The following is an 18,571-nucleotide window of genomic DNA, read 5'->3' as shown; positions in this document are numbered from 1 at the left end:
GGTTCGCATTTTAGTTGATCTGTTCGCCTTCAAATAACAGTTTGGGAGCGACATAGGCAATCGAGAACCCGATCCCACCCAAACGATGCGAGGGAACCGGATGACTGCAAAAGCGTGGGATCACATCGAACCCGATAGCGAAGATGCCTTTGGATTTATTGTCGTCGATGAACATAGTTACAAAGGCTGCGTCATACAGGATGCTACCGATCTTGGCGCAAGATTGATCTTGATAAACGCGGAAATGATTCCGATGAATTTCGTTCTTTGTTCCTTGTCTTTCGATAAGGCGGTCCTATGCGCATCAGTCTCGCGAACCGATGAGTCGATCGATGTCTGGTATGACTGTGACGATTGCGATGTGATGTTCAATCGTCACGACCGGCGAGCCACCTGATACCGTTCTTGCGGCTGTCGAAACTGTGGTCTTCGACGACGGGGCCGGTCAAAGCTCGACGAAAATGCCCTTGATCGCCGGTAGTATCGATGGCCTGACCGGCATGCTTTGAATTGGGCCGATCGAGAGAATCAGTCTGTTCACCGTGCTGCTGCGGGCGGCCGGATGGCAGAACGGGTGCTGGGCGACCTCGAGGGGCAAGCTCAAAACCGCGTGCCGCCGCCACGGGAGTCTTTCCGCGCGATGCGTCGCAGATCGTGAACGGGGTCCGGCCAACGATCGGCAACCCATCCGGCTGCGTGCCTCCTTCGGCCGATGGCACCCGCGACTTGCCGGATCTGGTCTTCCGGTTGCTCGTGGCGACCGCCATGCAGTAGTTTCTGGCTCTCGGTCCGAAATATCGGGCAAGTCAAAGGCTTGCGAAATGGCATACAAACGAGGCGGTGAGATTTAATCCGCGCCGGTCGGATAATTTAGTGCGGTACTTCGTCGTATTCACAAATTCGTGAATAAGAGAATTCTATTCAGGCGTAGATTTTTTCTGACATGTGTCCACCCTTTCCAGCAACAATCCATTGCGGGAGGATCGGATGCAGTCGATCGCTGAGGCGGCTCCTGCTTTGAGGGCCGCCGGGCTCGTTGGCGTCTGGAATACCGATGTCGTTGCCGGGAAATCGATTCTCGATGCGGGTGCGGCTGCACTCCTTGCTGGCAATATTGGACTGGCCGGCCGACCAATTCCACTGGAAGTCGCACTCGGAGCGACGCACCCCGACGATAAAGCATGGCTGTTCGCGCGCATTCGTCGTGTACGCCAGACGGGCGGAGTTTTCTCGGCCGAGTTCCGGGTCGTGACATCGACAGGCGATGTGCGCTGGGTTCTGAATCGCGGCACGCTCGCACCCGACACCTCAGGAGCGATGAAGGGTCTGGGAGCCTATATCGACACAACCGACAGCCACAACACCCGTTTCGTCTCAGCGGCGTCCCTGACTCAGGTCGGCGAGGATCCCCTTGCGCATGCAGCAGATCGCTGCCTCGAAACGCATTCGGCCCTTGCCGCAGGCGGATATACGAATTTGCGCCGTATCACCGAAACGCTGCTCCTCGGGATCGGGCGAGCGCTCGCGCAGCGTCACACCTGATCGGGTGAGACGGACGTTCCTCCTCGGCCGGTCCAGAGCCGAACGTGCGGCAGGAGACTGGCGCGTATCAGGGGGCAGTTGCGAGCTTAGTGCTTGGTGGAGGGACTAGGGGCTGCAAGAGGCTTGAGGTGCAGGAAACTCCGCTCCCCCGTCGCAGCCTCGGCCACATGGTCGATTTCATTCAGGAGGTCGCTCACGGTCTGCTGGTTGGCGGGCTTGAGATATACACGCCGCCCAGTCATACGCCCGGCGATGAGTTGGGCCTCGGTCAACGCGTCGAAGTCCGGACGCCCGGGTCGCTTCTTGGTCACTGGGCTGCTCTCCGTGCGGGGGGAAGGAAGCGCTCGGCTTCGGTCTTCCAAGCATCGCGCTGTTCGGTGACCCGAGAAAGGCAGGATCGCAAGGTTTCGATCTCCGCGTGAAGCTCACCGGCATCGACCGCGAGTTCGACACACTGGTCCTGAACCTCGGCAAGCATCTGGCGTAGCTCGGCATTCTCGATGCAGAGAGCCAGGAAGTCGGCATTGCGCTGGCCGGTATCGCTCATTCCGCCTCCCGTTCCGCGTTGAGCGGAGCGGCGCGTTTAGCGCAACCGGCGCATGGCTTCCAACCCCTAACGCGCCCGAGGTCGCTCACCTCGGCATCAAGGCCGCCATCAGCGCGGCTCACATCGCCGCCTTGACCCTCGAGACAGGGAGGGATGCCGGGGCTGTCCGCCGGAACGTCGTCGGCGAGGCCCGGGCGGCATCCGTGCAGCGCCAGAAGCCGGAGGTTCATGGATCGAATCGAAGGCCGCGTGGGAGCGGCAGGGGAAAACCTCGGTTCACCTTCGTTCGAGAAACACGAAGACGACTCTTCGACGAGCCCCAGATCCTTGCCGGAGGCCACTTACGGCAGCGGTCACTTTTGATGTATCAGAACGAATGACAAAGGCAGGAAAAATCATCCTCTCTGTCATCGTCCTGGCAGCCGGAGGGGCTTCCCTAAGCGTTGCCGTTGGAGCGCTCACCAAGAAGCTGTCTCCCTGGCAAGTGTACGCCTGCGATTTTCGGCTCATCAGCGCAGCAACATGCGACCTGCCGATGGCTGCACACACCACACGCGTCTCGTCATCGCGTCAGGACGCTGACCGTGAGAGGCGCTTGGCTTACCGGGAGCGCATCGTCGCCTGTGAGCACCAGAAGACGGCGAAGAGGCGTAACGGCGAACCCGTATCGGCACGGAAATGCTGGAACGAGTCCCCAGCCCCTCTTGTCAGCGTCTCAAGCCGGTGATGCCGAAAGCGTCCTTGCCCCTGGCATGGTGTTTCGAAGCCGTTCAAAACAAGACGCTTCCTGATCTCCCTCCGGCATCGGGCAGGGCGACCGAAGCACACCGGAAATCGTCCTGCTTCGGCCAGAAGGCAGCATGGAGGGCGAAGCGGAGGCGAACACCCCCGAGGGCATCGGAAAACCCGTGCGGAGATCTGTGTCGGCGACAACGGCGTCGATCGCCGGGGCCGTCAATTCATGAGGGTACGGAGCCGGTCATGGGCTGGCTTCGAGAGGCGACGTCCGAGCTCCAGCAGGAGCATGTCGATCATGTTCTGCAGAAGAGGCTCCGAGAGTTTCTGGATGGCACTTTGCGCTGCGAGGCAAAGCTCGGCGGCCTCCTCCAAAGGATGATCTGAGCCATCGGACATCCCAGCCGAACACGCGGCTTCATCCGCCCGGTTTTGCGTGATGTCGATCAGGATGCCGGTTCCTCGCCGGGGCCGGCCTGTCTCATCCAGCTCGATGAGACCGCGAGCCAGAACCCACCTCATGGCGCCGTCGGCCGAGCGAACGCGATACTCCTGCACATAGGAGCGCCCCACCTTTGCGCTTCTCGCGATGACTCCCGCGGCTTCCGCCCGGTCATCAGGATGAATCGCCTTCAGGAATAGGTTCAGTGGCACCCCGACGCGCGCCGCAGCAGGTTCGACGCTGAAGAGCAGAGCAACCGTTGCGTCTGCGTACAGACGATCGTTGGGAATATCCCAATCCCAACGTCCGATTACATCCGACGCATCAATCGCAGCCTGCAATTGTATCTGCGAAGCTTTGGCCATATCTGCCCCGGCTTGCCGCACCACTGCCTCCAATGCACATGATTTCGTCGTTCACCACAACGTGAAACCTTTTTCAGCCCGGTTAACATGCGATAAATCGTCTGCGCCCTGTGGCCACGATATGGCCACGCTTTTTACATACGGTCTAAACTGAGAGGCCCGCAGTTTGACATTCTGGAGCCTATCATTGGGGACGGGACGTGGTCCGTAAGCCGAACCGTATCGAAGGCGCGTCGTCCGGCTTCCCTGACGCGAGCGAGGAGCCAAGCGCGATACGGCCCAGCCGCAGCCAACTGCTTCAGCAGCGGATCGCAGAGCAACTCGGGCTTTCGCCGGAAGCGTTCAGCACGGCACCTGTGCCGGCTTCCGGTGCGCCAAATGGTTGTCCTCCTTCCGGAGCCTTCGAGATCGGCCTCAGCCATGAGTGCCTCGAACTGCTCGAAGCCTACTCTCGGATCAAAGACCCAGAGCAGCGCCGTCGATGCCTGCAAGCTGTTCGCGAAGCGGCTGATGGTTCGGCTGTTGCAGGCCCGGTAACAGAGTCATGATGGCCCGAGCTGCCCGGAACAAGCGATCCCGACCGTTCCGGTGACGCTGGCAATCCGCGCAGGGATTTCCCCGCGGATTTTCGGATGATGGAGCAGCCGTCGGGGATAGCATCGACGTCGGCCCGGCTCTGCGGACCGGCCGGAGCCAAACGGCGCACTCGTCCTCGTCGATGTCGGGCATCTGGTCGAACGCGGACCGGTCGGACAATGGGGTCGGGTCATCCGTTTCGCGCAGTGCTCGGCTGAGCGTCGGCGGAGATCTCAATCGCGCCCGATCGGCTCTCGCGAATGTGAGATGGTTTTTCCCTAGGCGCATCGGGGGCCTTCGACCGCCATGCGCGGCACGACACCTTGATTTTCGGGGCTCGCGGATGATGTCGCTCGCGATGCAGGATCATTGAAGCGCGTCCGTCTCGCGACGAGAGCCACGCCTCAAGCGGCCGTCGGCGACAGTCCGGCGGTCCGATCCGTCCGGCGACGCCGGTCCTGCGCCAAGGGGGATGTTGATGAACACGACGACGATCGACAAGACCGACACCGACTCCTACCCGATGGCGGGCCAGTGCCCGTTCGGAGGCGACCGCGTCGGCGGGGCCTTCGGCAGCCGTCCGGCCTTGGAGAACTGGTACCCGCATCGGCTCAGGGTCGAGCTCTTGCACCAGAACGGGCTGGCGGCCGATCCTCTCGGGCCGGATTTCGACTACGCTGCCGCCTTCCGGACGATCGACCTCGACGCGCTCAAGAACGACATCAAGCAGTTCCTCACCTCGTCGGTGGCATGGTGGCCCTCCGATTACGGCAATTACGGCCCGCAGATGGTTCGAATGGCCTGGCATTCGGCCGGCACCTACCGCATCGCCGACGGGCGCGGCGGGGCCGGCACCGGGATGCAGCGCTTCGCGCCGATCTCGAGCTGGTGGGACAACGGCAACACCGACAAGTCGCGCCGCCTGCTGCAGCCGATCAAGCACAAGTACGGCAACGCCCTGTCCTGGGCCGACCTGATGGTGCTCACCGGCAATTGCGCCCTGGAGATCATGGGCTTGCCGACCTACGGTTTCGCCGGTGGGCGCCTGGACGCCTGGGAGGCGGACGACGCCACCTATTGGGGGCCGGAGGTCGTCGAGATGGGGTCGGTCTCGAGCTTCGACGAGATGGTCAACCGGGACAAGCGCTGGCGCGGCAAGAACGGCGATCCGGACTACGACCTGGAGAACCCGCTCGCCGCCTCCCACCAGGCGCTGATCTACGTGAATCCCGAGGGGCCTTACGCGAACGGCGATCCGCAGGGCTCGGCCAACGACATCCGGGTGACCTTCACCCGGATGGCCATGAACGACGAGGAAACCGTGGCGCTGATCGCCGGTGGCCACGCCTTCGGCAAGAGCCACGGCATGACCCCCGCCAAGGAGATCGGGCCGCCGCCGGAGATGGCGCCGATGGAGGCGATGGGGCTCGGCTGGCACAACCCGAACGGCACCGGGGCCGGCAAGGACACGATGACCAACGGCATCGAGGGCAGCTGGACCCCCGATCCGACGCAATGGGACAACGCCTACCTGGAGAACCTCTTCAAGTTCGACTGGGAGCAGACCAAGAGCCCGGCCGGCGCCCTGCAATGGACGCCCAAGGACCCGAACGCGCCGCGGACGCCCGATGCACATGTCGCGGGGCAGTCGCATCCCCTGATGATGATGACCTCCGACATCGCCCTCAAGGTCGACCCGGAATACCGGAAGGTCTGCGAGAAGTTCCTCAACGACTTCGACGCCTTCACGCAGGCCTTCTCCAAGGCGTGGTACAAGCTCACCCACCGCGACATGGGGCCCAAGCACCGCTATCTCGGCCCGGAGGTAACGATCGAGGACGGTCTGCTTTGGCAGGACCCGATCCCCGATGCGACCTATGCCTCCGTGGGCGAGGCCGAGATCGCCACGCTGAAGCAGACGATCCTGGCCACGGGCCTGTCGGTCTCGGACCTCGCCTTCACGGCCTTCTCGGCCGCCTCGACCTACCGCGACAGCGACAAGCGGGGCGGCGCCAACGGCGGCCGACTCGCCCTTGCCCCGCAGAAGGACTGGGCCGTCAACCGCCGGGCTGCGCCCGTCGTCGAGGCGCTTCGCGGCGTCATGGCCGCATTCAACGACGCGCGTGGCGACGGCAAGCGGATTTCGCTCTCCGACCTGATCGTGCTCGCCGGCTGTGCCGCCGTGGAGAAGGCCGCTTTGGATGCGGGGATTGAGACGCGCGTGCCGTTCACGCCGGGCCGGGTCGACACCACGCAGGCGCTTACCGACATCGAGATGTTCGAGTGGTTGAAGCCAGTCGTCGATGGCTTCCGCAACTACGTCGATGACGGGTTCGGCGCGATGGCGCCGCGCCTGTCGCCGGAGGAGATGTTCCTCGACAAGGCCAACCTGCTGACGCTGACCGCGCCGGAATGGGTGGTGCTGACCGGTGGTTTGCGGGCTCTGAACGCCAACCACGATGGCGCGAATCGGGGCATCTTCACCGACCGTGTCGGCGTGCTGACGACGGACTTCTTCCACACCCTGACCGACACGAACCTGATCTGGGAGAAGACCGACGCAGCCGGCACCACCTTCACCCTGAAGGACCGCGCGAGCGGGCAGGCCAAGTTCGAAGCGACCCGTGCGGACCTCATCTTCGGCTCGAACGCGCAGCTGCGCAACATCGCCGACGCCTATGCCGGCAGCGACGGCCACCAACGGTTCGTCACGGACTTCGTACGGGTCTGGGACAAGGTGATGATGCTCGACCGGTACGACGTGAAGGGCCACCGGCGTGACGGGGCCATGGCGGCCTGATCACGACGAGCGCAGCAAGTCGCGCCCCCGTTTCCCCATCCGGTGAGACGGGGGCGTTTTAAGATCGAGCGCCTGTGAATTCGGTGTGTTGTCCCAGCCGCTTACGTTCGTGAGGGTGGGTTCGAAGATTTCATCCTGACTATCGTGTTAAATCATCGAATGATCGGAAGAACTATAGATTATCCATATTTCGATTTCTCCAGAGATGCCCCATTCGCATCTGCCTTGATCGGCGGCGAAACCCAAGACCCGGGCGTTCGTCGATTCTGACCGTCATAGGAAGGGCAAGGCGATCTGTCTTCGAGACGATCTCGATAAGGGGAGGAGGACGTCGAGGCTCCCCCAAGCCAGGCTCACGCCAGAGATGATCTGGAGCTTCCGCATCCTGGCCGTCAGCACCGCCACGAGGCGGGTGGTGCAGTTCGCAGGAAGGTTCAGGAGCACGTTCGGTTCAGGAACGGGCAGAGTTGCAAACACCAGATGGGAAGTTTTAGCGCCGATCTGTGGATCGGCCGATGCTCTCTGAGCCGGGAAGACCGCTTCCCATTGGAAAGCTGGTCGGAGTGGCAGGATTTGAACCTGCGACCCCCACGTCCCGAACGTGGTGCGCTACCAGACTGCGCTACACTCCGACAGTGCCGACGGCTTGGGCCGGCGACGAGCGGACGTATAGCGAGCCCCTTGCAGACCCGCAAGCGCTTCCTTGCGGGAAATCATCCGATGGTGGCGAGTCCGGTTCGCGCGGCCCAGTCGGTCGGCAGGCGGAGCCGGCGGACGGCTTGATTCGGCAGGGGGATCGCGACCGTCCCAACGGCGTCCGGTCCCAAGGGAAGGTCGCACAGCGACCAGCCGGCAGGGCCGGATCGCATCCACCGGACCGCGCCGGCGGCCGGGGGAACGCTGACGCTGAAGTGGTCGAGGGGCAGCGAGAGACCCGTGCCGAGGGCCTTCACTACAGCCTCCTTGCGGGTCCAGCAGCGGAAGAAGGCGGCGTCCCGGTCCGGCGCGGCCAGGCGGGTCAGGTCGGTGATTTCATCGGGGTGAAAGTGGGGGCGGGCGATGGCCAGGGGATCGCCGATGGGTCGGATCGCCTCGACATCGACGCCGATCTCCGACTCGGATGCGATTCCGATGAGGGCGTGCCGACCCGAATGCGACAGGTTGAAATGCAGCGCGGGCCGTCCGGTCCGGATCAGGTGAGGCTTGCCGGTGGCGCTGGTGGCAAAGCGAAGGTCCAGGGGCGGCGCATCGAGGGTGTGGCCCAGGACCAGGCGCAGGGCCGCGTGGCTCTGGCGGAAGCGCTGGCGGTCCTCGGCGCGGCGAAAGCGGGCGGCCCGCGCCTGCTCCTCAGGGGACAGCAGGCCGGCGCCCGGTTCGGAATCGTCCGGGTCGAGGTGGAGATCCACCCGCCACACCGTGGGGCCGGAACAGGGGCCGGGCATCGCCTCGACCCAATCGGATGCCGGGGCAGGGGGCACACCGATCGCGGCGGGGGAAGGTCGATGCTGGGGGCCTCGGGGCATGTCCCCATCGTGAACCAAGCGACGCCCGCTGCCCAGCCGCTTCTGACGAGCGCCCACGCCGCGTGGCCCCGCCCCTGAGAGGGACCGGGACGCGGGATATCGTTTTTGCGATGGGTTCAGTCGATAGGCCCAGGCGCCGGGACAGAAGCTTCAGGCGCCGCGATCGCTACGCGTAGACGTTGCCGCCCGATTGCGGGAAGCGCTCGGCCAGCGCACGGCGCAGCTTCTCCAGGGCACGGTTCTCGATTTGTCGCACGCGCTCCTTCGAGATGCCGAGGCGATGCCCGAGGGCTTCGAGCGTGGCCTGGTCCTCGGCGAGGCGGCGCTCCTTGAGAATGCGCAGCTCACGCTCCGACAGGACGGTCAGCGCTTCATTGAGCCAGATCAGGCGGCGCTCTCCGTCGACGGTCGCCGACACCGTCTCGTCGGGCAGAGCAGCGCCATCGACCAGGAAGTCCATGCGCTCCGAGGATGCCTCGCTCTCTTCGCCCACGGGGGCGTTGAGCGACATGTCCGGACCGGAGAGGCGGGCGTCCATGAGGGCGACGTCCTCGCGCGAGACGCCGATGGCGGTGGCGATGCGGCGGTGGATCTCGTCGCCGACATGCTCCTCGGTCGATTGCATCAGGCGCGCCCGGAGGCGGCGCAGATTGAAGAACAGGGCCTTTTGAGCGGAGCTGGTGCCGCCCCGGACGATCGACCAGTTGCGCAGGATATAGTCCTGGATCGAGGCGCGGATCCACCAGGTCGCATAGGTGGAGAACCGCACCTCGCGCTCGGGCTCGAACCGGGCCGCTGCTTCCATCAGGCCGACATGGCCTTCCTGAACCAGATCGGCCATCGGCAGACCGTAATGGCGGAAACGGCCGGCGATCGCGATCACCAGACGCATATGCGCGGCGATGAGCCCATGCAGCGCGCGCTCGTCGCGTTCATCCTTCCAGCGAACGGCAAGCCCACGTTCCTCATCGCGTGCAAGGAAGGGCGCCTCCATCGCCGTGCGTATGAACTGCCGCCGGATCCCTGCGATATCCGCCATCCCCGCCTCCGCCTCGATGAAACGTGTGTTTCTGACCACAAGGCACCGGAACCGATCCCAATCGGAACCTGAGCCTTCGCGTGGTAACGCGACAACAAGAGGTGGGTGGGTTGGTTCCCGGCCGGTCCCCCTCGAACACGCGGTCGTGAGGGACCCGGCGGGAGCTTCCGGGCCGCGAGCGACGATCAAAGGCTGGGAGTAACGGAAGCGACCATGAAAAAAGCCCGGCACTGGTGCGCCGGGCTCGAAATCGTCATTGAGGAACCCCCGATGGCGCGAGGCCATCGGCAGGTAAAACTTGGACGATCAGGCCGCCTCTTCCTGAAGGTCGTCGCTCTCGGCTTCGCCTTCCGCCTCGGCTTCGCCCTTGGCGCGGCGCGGGGACTTGGCGAGGCTCTGCTCGATGAGCTTCAGCGCCTCAGTCTCGGTGATGCGGTTCACCGACGAGATCTCACGCACGACCCGGTCGAGGGCCGACTCGTAGAGCTGGCGCTCGCTGTAGGACTGCTCGGGCTGGGCCTCGGAGCGATAGAGGTCGCGGACCACTTCGGTGACCGACAGGAGGTCGCCCGAGTTGATCTTGGCCTCGTATTCCTGCGCACGCCGCGACCACATCGTCCGCTTGACCCGGGCGCGGCCGGTGAGGAGGTCGAGGGCCTTCTTGACGAGTTCCGGTTCGGCGAGCTTGCGCATGCCGACGCTGTTGGCCTTGGCGGTCGGAACGCGCAGGACCATCTTGTCCTTCTCGAACGACACGACGAACAGCTCGAGCTTGTAGCCGGCGATCTCCTGCTCCTCGATGGCGGTGATGCGACCGACACCGTGGGCTGGGTACACGACCGCTTCGCCGGTCTTGAAGCCTTGGCGGCCTGCCGTCGTCTTCTTGGCTGTGGTCATGCGAGAAGCGCCTCCAGAACATTGCGCGGCCTTGAACGCCGCGCCGAACCCTGTAATCCGGGGTGGGTCACCCGGCTTAAGCCCCTTGTCCGGTGGATGGGCATCGACGATGCACAACCAGCCGGTTCCCGGGCAAGCCGATGCGCGCGCAACGAGAAATCGTCCACCGAAAGCGGGAGGGCTTTCGGAGACCGATCGCATGCGACCCCAATCCACATTGGAATGTGAGACCCATCAGGTGATGGCCGGAGGCAGCACGTCGAGCACGAACGACGGCAGGCCTTGTCAATAACACAAACCGACCGCCGAATCAAAGGATTGCCGGCGAGACGCAGCGTCGTTGGAGGCGGGACGCACACGCTCCACAGCCTCCTAACGGCGTCCGTGCGCCGCCTCATCGATCGGTACGTTGCCGGCCCGGCCCGCTGTCACGCGGGCATTGGCGAGACGATCGCGGCGATCAGTCGCCGGTGCCGGGCTTGGCCGAGAAATGCGCCTCGAACTTTCCGGCGACGCCGTCCCAGGTCTTGGCGTCGGCCGGAGCGTCCTTCTTCTGGGTGATGTTCGGCCAGCTGCGCGCGTAGTCGGCGTTGACCTTCAGCCAGGTCTCCAGGCTCGGCTCGGTGTCCGGCTTGATCGCCTCGGCGGGGCATTCCGGCTCGCACACGCCGCAATCGATGCACTCGTCGGGGTGGATGACGAGCATGTTCTCGCCCTCGTAGAAGCAGTCCACCGGACACACCTCGACGCAGTCCATGTACTTGCACTTGATGCAGTTGTCGGTGACGACGTAGGTCATGGGGCCTTCAGTCCTTGATCCGGCGGGCATGTCCCGATGCCGGCGCATGGTCGCTCGCGCAGATCGATGCACGGATGTCTTGCTGCAGGGCGAGATGGGGCTGCAGGGTGACGGAGTTGCCGGATCGCGCGGGCACGAGGAGTCGCGCTGGCTCTAGACCCTGTCCGGAGGGCTGACAAGCGCAGTGGCGCCTCGGTGCCGCAACCGCGCTGCGGTGTCGCTCCGACGCCACGCTCCCTGGAACCTTTCGACCGATCGCCGTCGGTCCGCCCCTCAATCCGGCATGTCGCCGACCACAATGTCGCCGACCACTTCGTAGAGCTGCTGCGCCTCGGGTGCCGGTCCGCGACGCTCACCGAGGTCACGGATGCGGGCGATCACCGTGGCGTGGGCGGCCGCGACCGTGACGACGTCGCCGAGGCCCACCGCCGTGGCCGCGGAGGCGGCCCGCTGCCCGTTCACCCGGACGTAGCCATCGGTCACGAGGCGCGCGGCCAGGGTTCGGGTCCGGGCGAACCGCGCGAACCACAGCCATTTGTCGAGCCGCTGACGTCCCGGCTTCATCCGAGTCCGGGCAGGGTTCGCGAGAGGAGGCTGCATTCTTGCGGCGAGGGCGGGCGTTCCAAAGGCCTGCTTGTCAAAAACCTGAGTTCCAAAACCCGTGGCGTTACGAGAGATCTCGGCAGGGTCGCGCCGGCGCGCCGACCCGAGCCTGCCGAGCGTGTTTCACTCAGCGCTTGCGATCCGGCCCGGCCTCGAGCTGGGCTTTGAGGGCCGCGAGCTTGGCGAAGGGCGAATCCGGGTCCGGGGCGCGCTCGCGCCGCTGCGGACGCGGCTCGTCGCGGGGAGCGGCCCGCGGCTCGTCGCGGCGCTCGGGCCGGACCCGGCCGGGCTCGAAGCGTTCGCGCCGCTGCGGCCGTCCGTCCGGGCGACCCTCGCCGCCGGGACCACGGCGATTGCCTTCCGGACGCTCGCCGGGGGCGCCGGCGCGCGGACGGTCGCGTCCCTCGCCGCCACCGGGGCGACGGTTGTCCGGGCGGGCGTCGCCAGCGGCGCGGTTCGGAGCGCCGCCGTCGCGGCCCGGGCCGCGCGGGCGGTTCTGGCGCGGATTGGCGTTGCGCTGGTGGCGCTGGAGGCGCCAGACCTCGACGGTCGCCACCTCTCCGGCCGCATCCGCCGCCGTGGCGTCCGCGTCGGGCGAGGTCTCGGTCTCGGTCAGGGCCGCTGCCGGCTCGGCCGGGGCGACTTCGGTCTCGGTCTCGGAGGTTGCGTCCTCCGCCGGATGCTCGGCGCTCTCCGCCACGCTGGCCGCATCGGCGACCGGCTGCGGGGCCGGATCGGGCTGATCCTGCGTCGCGTCGTCTGCGGCGCGGGTGTCCTCGACCGAAGCCGCGTCCTGCGCCGTGTCGTCGGACGAGGCTGCCTCGCGTGGTGCCTCGATGGCGTCCGGCGCGGTGGCGGCGCCGGAATCCTCGGTCGAGCCAGGCAGCATTTCAGACGGCGCGTCGTGGTCTTCGGTAGGAGACGCTTCGGTGGAGGAAGGTGCTTCGATGCCGGCAGACGCCTCGGAATCCGGTGAGGTCTCGGCGCTGGCCTCGCCCTCGGGCGCCGCTTCGCCCGCGGCCTCGGCCGGGGCGTTCTCGTCCGTCACCGTCTCGTCCGTGGCCGTCTCGTCTTTCGCCGTGTCGCCGGCCTCCGCGACCGTCGGCTTCACCGGCTGGGTGGAGGCCGCCGGAAGCAGCGGCACGGTGATGGCCGGGCCCGGACGGGTCTCGGGGGCGTAGCCGAGGGATTTCAGGATCGAGGCGAAGTCCTCGCCCGAGCAGCCGACCAGGGAGGTCATGCCCACGGTCGCCACGAAGGCGTCGCCGTCGGCCGTCCCCACCGGGGCGTCGCCCGGCGTGGTGCCGGGCCGGTAGGCGATCGCCGGGCGGATGAGATCGGCGAGGCGCTCCAGAATGTCGACGCGCACGGCGCGCTCGCCGCAGACGCGGAAGCCGGCGGCGCGATAGAGGCCCTTGGCGATCTCGGGGTCGACCTTGATCGAGGTGCGGCCGGAGCTGGCGAGGTGGGCGATCTCGTCGAGGCCGCGCTGATCGAGGCCGCCATTCTTCAGGGCCCAGAGCTGGGCCGCGAGGGTGCGGGGCGCCGGCTTCAGCAGGGCCGGCAGGAAGATGTGATAGGCGCCGAAGCGGACGCCGTGGCGGCGCAGAGCGCCACGGCCGTCCTGATCCAGGGTGCGCATCTCGTGCATCACCTTGGCGCGCTCGAGCACGCCGAGGGATTCCACCACCTGGAAGCCGATGCCCTTGGCGAGGCCCGTGAGATCGGCCGCCGTCTCGATCTCCATCAGGGGACCGAGGAGCCGGACCACGGTGGCCTTGAGCCAGGCGACCAGCCGGGCCTCGACCTTGTCGCGCGCGGGGCCGGTCAACTGCTCGTCGGCGAGCAGGCGCACATGCGGCTCGAACAGCTTGTCGCCGGGCGTCAGCTTGGCGACCGGGTCGCCGGTCCAGCGGATGACGCCGTCGTGGCTCAGCACGAGGGAGGCATCGGCAGCCGACGAGAACCGCTCGGCGCGGGCCTCGATCTCGCCGCCGAGCGCCTTCTCGGCCGCGCTGCGCAGGGTCTTGGCCTCATGTCCTTCCGCACCGGGATCCGGAACGAACTGGAAGCCATGCAGATGGCCGACATGCTGGCCCTCGACGGTAACGTCCCCGCCGGCGGTGATCTCAGCTTCCAACATCGTATTCTCTCTCAGGCGCCGCATCAGGACGCTGGTGCGCCGATCGACGAAACGGCTCGCAAGGCGCTCGTGCAGGGCGTCAGACAGCCTGTCCTCTACCCGACGCGTCTCGCCCTGCCAATGCACCGGATCAATGAGCCAATCCGGACGGTTCGCCACGAAGGTCCAGGTTCGCCCCTGCGCGATGCGCTGGGACAGGGCGTCGATGTCGCCGTCGGTGCGGTCGATCATGGCGACGTGCTTGGCGAACCAGTCGTTGGGAATGCGCCCTGCCATGCCGCGCATCAGGAAGCGGTAGAGCTGGGCGACGAGGTCCGCATGGGTCTGGGGATGGACCTTGCGGTAATCGGGAACGCCGCAGACGTCCCACAGGCGGCGTACGTTGGCGGGACTGTTAGCGAGGTCGCGGATGTCGTCCTCGCGGGCCAGGATCTCGAGGGCCGACTGGTCCTCGCCCATCGGCGCGCGGGTGAGCCCCTTTTCGCGGGGATGCTCGTCCAGGCTCTCCTGAAGGCGCTTCAGGGACCCGAAGTCGAGGTCCGGGTTGCGCCATTGCAGGACCCGCAGGGGCTCGAAATCGTGATTCTCCAGGGCCTCGATCATCTCGGGCTCGAACGGGGCGCAGCGCCCGGTCGAGCCGAAGGTGCCGTCCGAGAGGTGGCGCCCGGCGCGGCCGGCGATCTGCCCCATCTCGGGGGGCGTCAGCTTGCGGAAGCGGGTGCCGTCGTACTTCCAGTTCGCCGCGAAGGCGACGTGGTCGACGTCGAGGTTGAGGCCCATGCCGACCGCGTCGGTGGCGATGAGGTAATCGACGTCGCCCGACTGGTAGAGCTCGACCTGGGCGTTGCGGGTCCGCGGCGACAGGGCGCCGAGCACCACCGCCGCGCCGCCGCGCTGGCGCCGGATCAGCTCGGCGATAGCGTAGACCTCCTCGGCCGAGAACGCCACGATGGCGGAGCGGCGGGGCAGGCGCCCGAGCTTCTTCTCGCCCGCGAAGGTGAGCTGCGACAGTCGCGGCCGGGTCGTCGTGTGGACGCCGGGAATCAGCGACTGCACCAGGGGCAGCATGGTCGAGGAGCCGATCAGCAACGTCTCCTCGCGGCCGCGCTGGTGCAGCAGGCGGTCGGTGAAGACGTGGCCCCGGTCCATGTCGGCGGCGAGCTGGATCTCGTCGATGGCCACGTAGGCGACGTCGAGGTCGCGCGGCATCGCCTCGATGGTGGAGATCCAGTAGCGCGGCCGGTCCGGCTTGATCTTCTCCTCTCCGGTGACGAGGGCGACCTTGTCGGCGCCGACCTTGGCGACCACCCGCAGGTAGACCTCCCGCGCCAGCAGGCGCAGGGGCAGGCCGATCATGCCGGTCGGATGGGCCAGCATGCGCTCGATGGCGAGATGGGTCTTGCCGGTATTGGTCGGCCCGAGCACCGCCGTGACGCCGCGTGCGCGGGCCTGCGGGGAGAGGGAGGGGCGGATCATGAGTAAGGGGCGGTCCCTTCGGCGAGGCCGGCAGGCTCAAGGATGGGGAGACCGCCGCGACGCCGTCAGGGGCGGCGCTGTCGTGGCGGCTGGCCCTCATATGGGTCGCCATAGCGTCGGCTGCCATCCCGGCCATACCCGCCATTCCGGTCCGAGCCGGGCAGGCCGAGGCTCGGATAGATCCCGATCTCCACGGGCGGCTGTATCCGCTGCGGTGCGACATCGGCGCAGAGGGTATCGGGCACGGCCGTCAGCGGCCCGCGCCGGGGCGGGCGGTTCTCGATGACCTGGGCCGAGGAATAGGCGTCGCCGCCGCAATCGGGTCCCGTCGACAGGATCGATTGCGCGCTCGCGCCGGAGGCCCCGAGCGCCAGAGCGGCGCCGACGAATCGCGCGGCGAGGCTGTGGCGTCCGGTCACTGGGCCAGGCTGGCTTGAGTGGCGGAATTCGAAGCGGCTGCGGCGGTGCTGCTGCCCTGCGGTCCGCCGGTGCGGGTCCAGCGGGTGGCCTCGATGATGTTGGTGCCGACCGTGGTGCGCACGGCGATTCGCACCGGCAGCAGCACGCGGGTGCCCTCGACCGGGGCCAGCCAGACCGACATCTCGCGGTTGTCCTCCATGAACTTCACGCCCGGCCGGTCCGGCCGGTGGCCGGCGATCGGGGTGTAGCGGGCGTTGCAGACCAGGACCGGGCCGCTGTAGCCGGGTTTGGCCACCGCGCGGGTCTCGCCGTAGCTCAGCGCCACGTCGAATCGGGTCGCCCCGTCGAAGATCGGCAGCGTCCGGTTGCAATTGGCCGGGTCCATCGGATCGGCCCGACCCTGCACCGGCATCATCAGGGCGCTGGCCGGGTCGATCACGCCGCGCTTGTTGGCGGCGGTGATCGGCACCCGGTCGCCCATGTCGATGAGGGGCGGAGTGATCTCCGCCTGGGTGACGGTGCCGCGAGCGAGCGCCATGCGCACGGCGATGCCGGAATTGGAGGTCTTGGTGGCGATCGCGAAACTGCTGGGCTGGGGCGCCGACGCGATGGCGCCGCTGGCGCGGGCCGAGCCCATGCCGCCCGTCACCACGCCGACGAGGCCGGTGAGCCGGGCCGAGACGTCCATCCGGTAGCCGGATCCCTCGAACACCCCCGCCACTTGGGCATTGCCGATGGTGAGGCCCGCCAGGGCGATGTCGTAATCCACCGTCACCGTCGAGGCGGCGGCGGCCTTCGGCCGGGCCTGCGCGGGCGGCCCGACAAGCGCCACGGGAACAGCCACCGCGAGGGTCAGCGCGCTGGCGCCGAGCAGCCGGGCGCCGAGCAGCCGGACGTCAAGCAGCCGGGCGCCGAGACGAGGAAGCGGGGCAGGGCGCTGTCGGGTGCCGCACATGGCTGGAAACTCGGGTTCGCTGTCGGTCCCCGGCCGAACGCGCCCGGGACATCTGGCCATCATCGTCCGCTCTCATGGTTAACACATCGTTCGGGCGGGTGCAGCGGAGGCGTCGGTGCCGGCCCGCCCGGCCCGGGCGGAGCGTCGAAAAATCGGCCCACGCCTTGACGTCACGGGGCACTCTCCCCTATAGGCTCGCGCCTTCAATGAGAACGCCGCTCCACCGGGCCTGGCGTGCGAGAAGCCGCTTGCCGCGACGCGGCAGGGTTTCCCGCCAGCCTGTCGGACATGCGGAACGAGACGGGAAATAGAACAATGTCGCGCCGTTGCGAACTCACGGGCAAAGCCGTGCAGACCGGCCACCTCGTGAGCCACTCGAACCGCAAGACCAAGTGCCGGTTCCTGCCGAACCTGTGCCAGGTCACGCTGCAGTCGGATGCCCTCAAGCGCCGCGTGCGCCTGCGCGTCACGGCCCATGCGCTGCGCTCGGTCGAGCACCGCGGCGGTCTCGACGCCTTCCTGATCAAGGCCCGCGAGATCGAGCTGTCGCAGACGGCCCGCCTTCTCAAGCGCGAGCTGCACAAGAAGCTCGCCGAAGTCGAGACCCCCGTCGCCGCCTGAGGCCTCCGGGGCGTCGAATCGGTCGGGGAGCGCTCCCGACCGCGCCGCCTTCCGCCAGATCATCGAACGGCCGCCGCACGCGACAGCGCGTACGGTGGCCGTTCGCGTTGGAGCACCGGTTTCCCGTCGATGACCGTCCTGTCGCTCGTCGCCCCGATCTTCGGCCTCATCCTGGTGGGATGGATCGCGGCACTCGCCGGCTTCCTGTCCGACAAGGTCAGTGACGGCCTGTCGGAATACGTCTTCTCGATCGCGGTTCCGGCTCTGATCATCGCGACGCTGACCCGTCCCGGGCTCACTGGCGAGATCACGCCCTCCTACTGGGTCAGCTATTTCGGCGGGGCCGCCCTGTCCTGGGGAATCGGGTCGGCGCTGAGCCTGCGCCGCAAGGGCGTCGAGCGCCGCGGGGCGATCCTCCACGGCTTCGCCGCCAGCCAGTCGAACACCGTGTTCATCGGCGTGCCGATGATCCTCCAGGCCTATGGCGACGAGGGGGCCTTCCCGCTCTTCATGCTGCTGGCCGTGCACCTGCCCCTGATGATGGGCTGCGCCACCTTCCTGATCGAGGCGGACGGCGAGACCTCCATCCTGCGGCGCCTGCGGGGCCTCGCCCTGGTCCTGCTGCGCAATCCGATCTTCCTGGCGCTCGTCCTGGGCCTCGGCCTCAAGGCCATCGGGGTGGCACCCACCGGCATGGCCAAGGCGCTGGTGGATTCGCTGGCGGGCACGGCCTCGACCTGCGCGCTGATCGCCCTCGGCGCCGGCCTCGTCCGCTACCGGGTCCTCCACGACATGCCGAGCGCCCTGGTGATCACCAGCCTGAAGCTGGTGCTGCATCCCCTCGCGGTCTGGGTCCTGGCCTTCCACGTCTTCACCATGCCACCGGCCTATGCCGGGGTGGCGACCCTGTTCGCCGCGATGCCGGTGGGCATCAACGCCTACCTGCTCGCCGCCCGCTACAAGACCGAGACCGGCGTGGTGGCCGCCGCCGTGATGCTGTCGACCCTGCTGGCGACCTTCACCACGATCGCCTGGCTGACGCTCCTCGGCCACGCCTGACGGCGCGGCGGAGCTGCTCGGGTCGCGCC

The 18,571-nt window shown here is 66.9% G+C and carries 16 protein-coding genes and 1 tRNA gene; 5 read left to right on the top strand and 12 right to left on the bottom strand.

Features of this window, described 5'->3' with window-relative positions; translation table 11 throughout:
• Window positions 1-368: 368 nt before the first annotated feature.
• Window positions 369-767, bottom strand: a complete 399-nt coding sequence (locus J7U37_RS20290; protein WP_247636882.1) for a hypothetical protein — start codon at window positions 765-767, stop codon at window positions 369-371.
• 220 nt (window positions 768-987) lie between these two features.
• Here J7U37_RS20290 and J7U37_RS20285 point away from each other — a divergent pair, with 220 nt between their 5' ends.
• Entirely contained in the window at window positions 988-1,542 is a 555-nt protein-coding gene (locus J7U37_RS20285) for a PAS domain-containing protein (RefSeq protein ID WP_247636881.1), read from the top strand.
• 307 nt (window positions 1,543-1,849) lie between these two features.
• Here J7U37_RS20285 and J7U37_RS20280 read toward each other — a convergent pair whose 3' ends face one another.
• Entirely contained in the window at window positions 1,850-2,089 is a 240-nt protein-coding gene (locus J7U37_RS20280; protein ID WP_056488244.1) for a hypothetical protein, read from the bottom strand.
• A gap of 954 nt (window positions 2,090-3,043) precedes the next feature.
• Complete coding sequence (locus tag J7U37_RS20275; RefSeq protein ID WP_056185187.1) at window positions 3,044-3,631, bottom strand: PAS domain-containing protein; 588 nt, start codon at window positions 3,629-3,631, stop codon at window positions 3,044-3,046.
• A gap of 200 nt (window positions 3,632-3,831) precedes the next feature.
• On the opposite strand from J7U37_RS20275, the gene J7U37_RS20270 reads away from it, so the two are divergent.
• Together J7U37_RS20270 and katG are read left to right on the top strand one after the other, a co-directional pair.
• Complete coding sequence (locus J7U37_RS20270) at window positions 3,832-4,179, top strand: hypothetical protein (RefSeq protein ID WP_247636880.1); 348 nt, start codon at window positions 3,832-3,834, stop codon at window positions 4,177-4,179.
• 506 nt (window positions 4,180-4,685) lie between these two features.
• Window positions 4,686-7,007, top strand: coding sequence for a catalase/peroxidase HPI (gene katG / locus J7U37_RS20265; RefSeq protein ID WP_247636879.1), 2,322 nt, complete (start codon window positions 4,686-4,688; stop codon window positions 7,005-7,007).
• A gap of 555 nt (window positions 7,008-7,562) precedes the next feature.
• Here katG and J7U37_RS20260 read toward each other — a convergent pair.
• From J7U37_RS20260 to J7U37_RS20220, 9 genes are all read right to left on the bottom strand, one after another.
• Window positions 7,563-7,639 (bottom strand) — tRNA-Pro (locus tag J7U37_RS20260).
• Window positions 7,640-7,720: 81 nt separating this feature from the next.
• Window positions 7,721-8,530, bottom strand: a complete 810-nt coding sequence (locus J7U37_RS20255; protein ID WP_247636878.1) for a 4'-phosphopantetheinyl transferase superfamily protein — start codon at window positions 8,528-8,530, stop codon at window positions 7,721-7,723.
• 166 nt (window positions 8,531-8,696) lie between these two features.
• Complete coding sequence (locus J7U37_RS20250) at window positions 8,697-9,569, bottom strand: RNA polymerase factor sigma-32 (protein WP_056185192.1); 873 nt, start codon at window positions 9,567-9,569, stop codon at window positions 8,697-8,699.
• Window positions 9,570-9,875: 306 nt separating this feature from the next.
• Window positions 9,876-10,466 (bottom strand): CarD family transcriptional regulator, encoded by a 591-nt coding sequence (locus tag J7U37_RS20245; RefSeq protein ID WP_056185126.1) that lies wholly within the window; start codon window positions 10,464-10,466, stop codon window positions 9,876-9,878.
• Between the two features lie 460 nt (window positions 10,467-10,926).
• Window positions 10,927-11,265 (bottom strand): ferredoxin FdxA, encoded by a 339-nt coding sequence (gene fdxA / locus J7U37_RS20240; protein WP_056185129.1) that lies wholly within the window; start codon window positions 11,263-11,265, stop codon window positions 10,927-10,929.
• 273 nt (window positions 11,266-11,538) lie between these two features.
• On the bottom strand, window positions 11,539-11,829 hold the full coding sequence (locus J7U37_RS20235) for an RNA-binding S4 domain-containing protein (RefSeq protein WP_056185132.1): 291 nt from the start codon (window positions 11,827-11,829) through the stop codon (window positions 11,539-11,541).
• A 166-nt stretch (window positions 11,830-11,995) separates the two neighbouring features.
• Window positions 11,996-15,487 (bottom strand): helicase-related protein, encoded by a 3,492-nt coding sequence (locus tag J7U37_RS20230; protein ID WP_247636877.1) that lies wholly within the window; start codon window positions 15,485-15,487, stop codon window positions 11,996-11,998.
• A gap of 65 nt (window positions 15,488-15,552) precedes the next feature.
• Window positions 15,553-15,906, bottom strand: a complete 354-nt coding sequence (locus J7U37_RS20225; RefSeq protein WP_247636876.1) for a hypothetical protein — start codon at window positions 15,904-15,906, stop codon at window positions 15,553-15,555.
• Window positions 15,903-16,862 (bottom strand): DUF3108 domain-containing protein, encoded by a 960-nt coding sequence (locus J7U37_RS20220; protein ID WP_247636875.1) that lies wholly within the window; start codon window positions 16,860-16,862, stop codon window positions 15,903-15,905. Before J7U37_RS20220 ends, J7U37_RS20225 begins: the two co-directional genes overlap by 4 nt.
• A 315-nt stretch (window positions 16,863-17,177) precedes the next feature.
• Between J7U37_RS20220 and rpmB the strand changes: the two genes are divergently transcribed.
• Window positions 17,178-17,483, top strand: a complete 306-nt coding sequence (gene rpmB, locus J7U37_RS20215) for a 50S ribosomal protein L28 (protein ID WP_056185141.1) — start codon at window positions 17,178-17,180, stop codon at window positions 17,481-17,483.
• 129 nt (window positions 17,484-17,612) lie between these two features.
• Window positions 17,613-18,542, top strand: a complete 930-nt coding sequence (locus J7U37_RS20210; RefSeq protein ID WP_247636874.1) for an AEC family transporter — start codon at window positions 17,613-17,615, stop codon at window positions 18,540-18,542.
• Window positions 18,543-18,571 lie beyond the last annotated feature (29 nt).

The organism is Methylobacterium sp. 37f (genome assembly GCF_023093475.1).
Lineage (GTDB): Bacteria > Pseudomonadota > Alphaproteobacteria > Rhizobiales > Beijerinckiaceae > Methylobacterium.
This window is presented reverse-complemented; position numbering and strand designations above follow the sequence as displayed.

Bases quoted from the DNA above. Each gene is read 5' to 3' on its own strand.
- J7U37_RS20290 (WP_247636882.1), bottom strand. From the start codon at position 767: ATGGCGGTCGCCACGAGCAACCGGAAGACCAGATCCGGCAAGTCGCGG.
- J7U37_RS20275 (WP_056185187.1), bottom strand. From the start codon at position 3,631: ATGGCCAAAGCTTCGCAGATACAATTGCAGGCTGCGATTGATGCGTCG.
- J7U37_RS20245 (WP_056185126.1), bottom strand. From the start codon at position 10,466: ATGACCACAGCCAAGAAGACGACGGCAGGCCGCCAAGGCTTCAAGACC.
- J7U37_RS20235 (WP_056185132.1), bottom strand. From the start codon at position 11,829: ATGAAGCCGGGACGTCAGCGGCTCGACAAATGGCTGTGGTTCGCGCGG.
- J7U37_RS20250 (WP_056185192.1), bottom strand. From the start codon at position 9,569: ATGGCGGATATCGCAGGGATCCGGCGGCAGTTCATACGCACGGCGATG.
- J7U37_RS20220 (WP_247636875.1), bottom strand. From the start codon at position 16,862: ATGTGCGGCACCCGACAGCGCCCTGCCCCGCTTCCTCGTCTCGGCGCC.
- J7U37_RS20210 (WP_247636874.1), top strand. From the start codon at position 17,613: ATGACCGTCCTGTCGCTCGTCGCCCCGATCTTCGGCCTCATCCTGGTG.
- J7U37_RS20255 (WP_247636878.1), bottom strand. From the start codon at position 8,530: ATGCCCCGAGGCCCCCAGCATCGACCTTCCCCCGCCGCGATCGGTGTG.
- katG (WP_247636879.1), top strand. From the start codon at position 4,686: ATGAACACGACGACGATCGACAAGACCGACACCGACTCCTACCCGATG.
- rpmB (WP_056185141.1), top strand. From the start codon at position 17,178: ATGTCGCGCCGTTGCGAACTCACGGGCAAAGCCGTGCAGACCGGCCAC.
- J7U37_RS20285 (WP_247636881.1), top strand. From the start codon at position 988: ATGCAGTCGATCGCTGAGGCGGCTCCTGCTTTGAGGGCCGCCGGGCTC.
- fdxA (WP_056185129.1), bottom strand. From the start codon at position 11,265: ATGACCTACGTCGTCACCGACAACTGCATCAAGTGCAAGTACATGGAC.
- J7U37_RS20280 (WP_056488244.1), bottom strand. From the start codon at position 2,089: ATGAGCGATACCGGCCAGCGCAATGCCGACTTCCTGGCTCTCTGCATC.
- J7U37_RS20230 (WP_247636877.1), bottom strand. From the start codon at position 15,487: ATGATCCGCCCCTCCCTCTCCCCGCAGGCCCGCGCACGCGGCGTCACG.